The organism is Acinetobacter sp. V115_6 (assembly GCF_031799025.1).
Lineage (GTDB): Bacteria > Pseudomonadota > Gammaproteobacteria > Pseudomonadales > Moraxellaceae > Acinetobacter > Acinetobacter pittii.
Map to the genome: position 1 here is coordinate 23276 of NZ_JAVQNO010000004.1, position 6187 is coordinate 29462.

At 35.0% G+C, this 6187-nt stretch carries 6 protein-coding genes; 2 read left to right on the forward strand and 4 right to left on the reverse strand.

The genetic code is table 11. The annotated features are described in order from the left end of the window. Nucleotides 1–144 precede the first annotated feature (144 nt). Entirely contained in the window at nt 145–954 is an 810-nt protein-coding gene (locus RMA94_RS00840) for a 1-acyl-sn-glycerol-3-phosphate acyltransferase (RefSeq protein WP_032006019.1), read from the forward strand. On the opposite strand, the gene RMA94_RS00845 is transcribed toward RMA94_RS00840, so the two are convergent. After that, entirely contained in the window at nt 955–2580 is a 1626-nt protein-coding gene (locus RMA94_RS00845; protein WP_130174283.1) for a phospholipase D family protein, read from the reverse strand. A gap of 106 nt (nt 2581–2686) precedes the next feature. Between RMA94_RS00845 and RMA94_RS00850 the strand changes: the two genes are divergently transcribed. After that, the gene (locus RMA94_RS00850) at nt 2687–3697 is read left to right on the forward strand and encodes a metallophosphoesterase (protein WP_005065230.1); all 1011 of its coding nucleotides are present in this window, start codon (nt 2687–2689) and stop codon (nt 3695–3697) included. Between the two features lie 47 nt (nt 3698–3744). Here RMA94_RS00850 and RMA94_RS00855 read toward each other — a convergent pair whose 3' ends face one another. From RMA94_RS00855 to RMA94_RS00865, 3 genes are read right to left on the reverse strand one after another with little or no spacing between them, the layout of a single operon-like run. Further along, on the reverse strand, nt 3745–4224 hold the full coding sequence (locus RMA94_RS00855; RefSeq protein ID WP_086265533.1) for an OmpA family protein: 480 nt from the start codon (nt 4222–4224) through the stop codon (nt 3745–3747). A 14-nt stretch (nt 4225–4238) separates the two neighbouring features. Then, nucleotides 4239–5462 (reverse strand): diguanylate cyclase domain-containing protein, encoded by a 1224-nt coding sequence (locus tag RMA94_RS00860; protein WP_199964148.1) that lies wholly within the window; start codon nt 5460–5462, stop codon nt 4239–4241. A gap of 5 nt (nt 5463–5467) precedes the next feature. Continuing rightward, complete coding sequence (locus tag RMA94_RS00865; RefSeq protein ID WP_130174282.1) at nt 5468–5971, reverse strand: YfiR family protein; 504 nt, start codon at nt 5969–5971, stop codon at nt 5468–5470. Between the last annotated feature and the right edge of the window lie 216 nt (nt 5972–6187).

Below are 6187 nucleotides of genomic sequence, written 5' to 3' on the forward strand. Positions count from 1 at the left end.
TATCCTTTAGATTAGTTATATGAGATTAGTCTAGTGTTCAGATTTATTTTATTTGCCATTCTCTATCGTCAATGCAAGTTTATTACGAAACGTATAGAATGACTTGAGATGGGTATAACAATGATTAATCGTTAGTGAAATTTTATGGCTCAAACGCAAAGTATAGTTAATTCAACGTTAAAGAAATTATCAAAAATAGGTTTATACGGAAAAAAGGTCACTTCTGCCACGGCCGCAATTAGTGAAGGTTTTTATCTAGTTTATCGACATGGGCTTTATAAAGATCCTAATAATCCTGTTAATACACGTTATGTCCAATACTTTTGCCGCCGTTTATGTCAGGTTTTTAATTTAGATATAGAAGTACATGGCACAATTCCTAGAGAGCCAGCTTTATGGGTAAGTAATCATATTTCTTGGTTGGATGTTGCAGTTCTAGGTTCTGGTGCACGAGTTTTCTTTCTGGCTAAAGCCGAAATTGAAAACTGGCCTATTCTAGGAAACTTAGCCAAAAGTGGTGGAACGTTATTTATTAAGCGTGGATCTGGCGATTCCGTCAGAATTCGTGAGCAAATTGCTGAATTTTTAAAACAGAATATTCCAGTATTATTTTTTCCTGAAGCCACAACTACAGATGGACATTCTGTTAAAAAAGTTCATGGACGATTACTAGGAGCAGCGATTGAAGCACAGCGTCCAGTACAGGTTTGTTTGATTTGTTATGTAAATCGCGATGGACAATTAGATACAGTTGCGCCATTCATTGGTGACATGACATTTGCCGAACATATTCAACGCGTACTTGAAATGCCTAAAGTAACAGCTCATCTGTTAACTTTGCCTCCTATTTCAGTGGAAGGACATGACGTCAAAAGTTTAACGCGCGAAGTTCAAGAAAAAATGGTGGAAGGTTTGGCCCAACTACATCAGAAAGTACTTAAGCCAAGAAACTAATTACATAAATCCTTCAAGTGGCAGCCATGAAAGAAACTTCATGCCTGCTTTTTGCCACCATTTCATCTCAGGTTCCTGTCTATAAATTACAGGACCATTTGGAGTTTCTTGCTGCCAATAAATATGATTGTTAGTGTCGAGCTTTAATTTATAAGCATACTTATTTAAATTTTCATCCATTGTATGGTGAATCGTCTTAGCCAGCGATGGGCTATCTAAAATCACACCAATTTCAGTATTTAAGTAAGCCGAGCGCGGATCAAAGTTAAATGAACCAATAAAAACCTGCTCATCTAATGCCATAAGTTTAGTATGCAAACTTGATCGGCTTAGCCCTTTCATATTTACTTTAGCTTTAGTAGCAAGCTCATCTGTATTTTTATTTAAATCTCTTTTATCTGGTGTCGGTAAAAATTCATAAAGTTGTACGCCGTTTTTAAGCAGTTCTTTACGATATTTCCCATAAAAGGCATGTACAACAGCAACGTCATTCGCTTTGAAAGAGTTCGTTAAAACTCGAACCTCAACACCCTCTTTGGCAAGCGTGCTTAAAATCTTGGCACCTTGTTTTTCAGGAATAAAATAAGCAGAGATTAAGTCAACGTTACTTTCTGGTTTTTCCAAATGATTAATTAACTGGAAATTGAGGTGTTCTTCTTTCTTAGCTTTCGATTTGATTTTATCAGGTGAGTCTTTTACGACTTCTGCTTTGACCCAATCAAATTGAATATTGTGATTTAGCCATTGATCAAATGCATGAGATTTTGCGGTTAAGTTTAGAAAGTTTTGAACGGTAGCTTGTTGATAGTGTGCTTCGAGTTGTTCTTTTAATCCTTCATAGCGTAAACGGTGCTGCTCAGGATTTATGATACTTTGAACTGAATATGCATATTCATGATTCCAGTAATCATCAAATGAATTCACAATATCATCCACAGCAGCACCTACCAACATTACATCGACATCAGAAAACTGATAGCTATCGCTTACATTGTAATATTGATTGGTCATGTTGCGTCCGCCAATAAGAGCAACCTCATTGTCGGCAATAAAACTTTTATTGTGCATACGACGGTTGATACGTTTTAAATCAAGCATCATATCCATCGCACGATATTTGCGGAAACGGTAGGGATTGAAAAGCTTAACTTCAATATTTTTATGCTGAGAAAGGGCAAGTAAAATCCCTTCCATTTTTTTTGCATTATTGTCATCAATAAGAAGCCGAACTTTTACACCTCGATCAGCTGCACGAATAATGGCGTGCAAGGCTAAAGCACCAACTTTGTCATTATCCCAGATGTAATATTGTAAATCTAAAGTCTTTTCGGCTTTATCAATTAATCTAAGTCGAGCCGCTAAAGCCTCCAGCGGATCATTTAGAACATGGAAACCCGTTAACTTTGGATTTTGCTGACGTAAAGGTGTGATAATTTTGGAAAGTGAAGTCTCAGAGGTATCAATATCTTTTGCATATTGTACTGGTTCAACACCATGTTTTGGCAGAGTACTACATCCTGTCAAACCCACAGCAAAACTTGAACATAGGACTATAGAGGCTTTTATCAAAAAGCCTTTAGCTTGTTGATTCGTTTGAAGCTGTTTGGAATGAAAGGATTGTGCCATAATCAGTACATACGATAAGGTGAGCTAGAGTATAATTCGTGCATATTGAAAGATAAATATTGAATTTGATTACTAGCAATCAATATAAGATAAGTCGAGAGTCGTAATGTGGAATCCAAATTCAATCATTTTTTGTTTTTACTTTATTTTTTCAATACTTGCTCTATGGGGAATTTCTGAGGCTTGGATTCATCAATCACGAACGGAGACGATTCATCCATTTAAAGCTTTTGTACATCTACTCGCATTTTATCTCTCTTATCTACTTATTCCTCTCTGGTTTTTTAATTTATATGCTGCTTGGATCGGTTACTATTCAATTCATCAAGGTATTTTCATCTTTTTCTTAAGTGGGGTATTAATTTATGCCCGATTTATCGAACCTCATTTAGTCCGTGTTGATACTCATCAATATCGTTTAAACCCAGATCGTAGTTTTGATAAGCCAGTAAAAGTAGCTTTAATCGCAGATTTACATATTGGTTTGTTTTCAGGACATGAACGCCAACTCAAAACCATAGTTAGAAAATTAAATGAACAGCAACCTGATTTAGTCGTAGTCGCTGGTGACTGGACATATGAACCAGAAGATAGACTAATTGAAGAGTTAAGTGTTTTAAAAGAAATTCAGGCGCCTGTATATTCAGTTCCTGGAAATCATGACGAGCAATATCCTGGCCCGCCGATTCAACAATTATTAAAAGATGCATTATTTTATAATGAAGTTGTGGATATCGAAGGCAAGATTGTTGATTTTGAAGAGTTTCGTTTGATTGGTATTGGTGATCTTTGGGCAGGAAAAACTGATATGCGTTCCATGCCAGATTTACCGCAGGACAAACCTTGGTTAATTTTGTCTCATAATCCAGATACGGTAGATATGGTACCTAAATTACCGAATCGACCATTAATGTTATCTGGACATACTCATGGAGGGCAGGTGGAGCTTCCATGGTTGACTAACTATATTATGAAAAAAGTATCAATTTTAGGCCATAAACGTGGGTTTTATTCTCATGAGCATGCGGATGTCTTTGTTACCGTCGGCACAGGAATGGTTGGAATCCCTTTACGCTTTAGAGTGCCACCAACCATTGATATTATTGAGCTAGTTTAAAATAAAAAAGCCAATCACAAAGGATTGGCTTTTTTATAAATTGAAAATTATGGGATAACGACAATTGCAACACGTCGGTTAATCGCACGATTTTCATTGGTAGTATTCGGAACGTACGGTTGTGTTGATCCACGGCCGATCACATAGATATTTTCTTTTTTAAATCCGCGAGCTAAGAAAAGATTTGCCACACTTTGTGCCCGCTCTTCAGATAACTTTTGGTTATATGTAGCATCACCAACATCATCAGTGTGACCCACAATTTTCAATTTATTTAGGTCATATTTATTTAATTGGTTTGCTAGACGTGCTAATTCAGCTTCATGGCTTTGTTTTAACTCTGCATTATTAAAGTCAAATAACAAACGTTCTGGTAAACCTAAAGTCCATCCTTCATCAGTAAGAACGAACCCTTCTTTTTTGAGCAACTTTACTTGACGATATTTTAATGGACCAAAACTCAGGCACCCTGCAAGAGTAATGCATATCAATGCAATAAAGGAGAGTTTCAAAGATCTTGTATTCATAGATTAGCCTAAATTTAATTTTCAGGTTTATAGATAAACCAGTGTTCATCCGAATTTTTAGCCTTATACATTGCCTGATCTGCTTGCATAATGAAATCTTCGGGGCTAGATGCAAATTGTGATAAAGCAATACCTACACTAAAACTGAAATAAATAGTTTGACCATTTAGATGCAAAGGTTCTTTACAGCTTTCGAGTAAATTTTCAGCAATAGATATTAAATGATCAGCATGGCTAATGGAATGCAAAATAACAGCAAATTCGTCACCACCTAACCGAGCGATAAAATCTTGATGGCGTAGACGAGTTTGTAAGCGATTAGCCATTTCTTTTAAAACTTCATCTCCAGCTAAATGACCAAACTGGTCATTAATTGCTTTGAAGTTATTGTTATCTATAAATAATAATGCAGACTTATTGTCGAAATCCTTATCATCAAACATGTCTAAAAGAATTTGGTAAAAATAATGTCTATTAGGCAACAAGGTGAGCTGATCGTGATGAGCTTGAAAGGATAATTTACGATTTTCCTTTTGTAACTGATTATCCCATATCTGAATTTCTTCAAGTAACTCGTTAAATACAGTATTTAAATCTTGAAATTCTTTAATACGATTATAAGGAAAACGAAGATTGTAGGCTTTTTGCTCACTTACAATTTGAGCAATATTAGTAAGTGGATAAATAGCCTGCATAATTTGGCGATAAGTTAGGTTTACTGACCACCATAAAGCGCAAACAATAAACAACATCGCAATTGCAAGCCCTACCATAATCATTTTGAGGAACTGCAATATTTTTTCAGAACTACCAAAAAGTGTTAGCTCACCTACATTTTGTTCATGATGATAAATTGTAAGATGAACGGGTTCGTTTAAAAACCAATGATCAAACCAACCTTCTAAAATTGAAGTTTGACTAGATAATTTGAAGCTTTGAGCAATTAAATGATGTTCCGAGTCATAAATATGAATCGTACGAATTGAATGATCCTTCGTATACTCATTTAAAATTTGTTCTATTGTAATTTTATCATTAAATACTACAGCGGGTTGAATGCGCTCTAATAGAGTGTGACTAAGCAATTGCAAATTTTGTTTGGCATAAGTTTCCATTGTAAAAACAGAAATTGATACAAACGTAAAAGAGCAAATAAAAAAAGTAATAGCAAAAATAGTAAATTGAGATTTTCTAAATAATGCATGTAGTGAAGTGGATTGATACAACTTTGATATCATAACCCTTACTCCGCATTCTTGGCCAAGAGTAATACTCTCGGATCAATATGAACTTTGGAGTGACTTAAAGCATCTAAGTTAACTTTAAATGTTGTGTAATTATTCTGGTTATATAAACAAAAGATACTTCCTATTTCGCACTCTGAATTATTAATGCTTAAAGAAAGTAAAGAGCGATAAGGATAGTTTTGAATAAGATTTTGTTGTTGCTGTGGAGAGGTAGTAGAAAAGTAGACAGCTTGACAATGTGACCGAGCAAAATCTTTCGCATTTACAGTTTGAACACGATAATTATAAGACATTTGCTGGATGTAAGATTGAAATGTAGATGTAATAGAAGGGTTATCAATAATACACAGCGTAGGAGTGTTTACATTCTCCCATTTGCTATAGCTTAGAATAGATAAAGTAAGTACATAAAAGTTATGTTTTGAATTGGCATAACAAGGCCCACTCGTAGCAAACACTACAAGTATGCAAACAAATACTTTTTTAGCGAACTGCCACATGATGAGTTAATGCCAAACTATTGCACGAATAATCTATTCTACATGAAGTTGGTAACGTAAAAAAAGTTTAATATCTCATCTAAAATTGACTAAAAAGCTTAAAAAGTATTCAGTTGGAGATGTTGATTTAAAAAAAGGGTTGCAAAGGGAATTTAATGGTCTATAATGCACATCCATCGGCGGTGATGCAGATAGAAACTTGTTGAAAAACAGTTA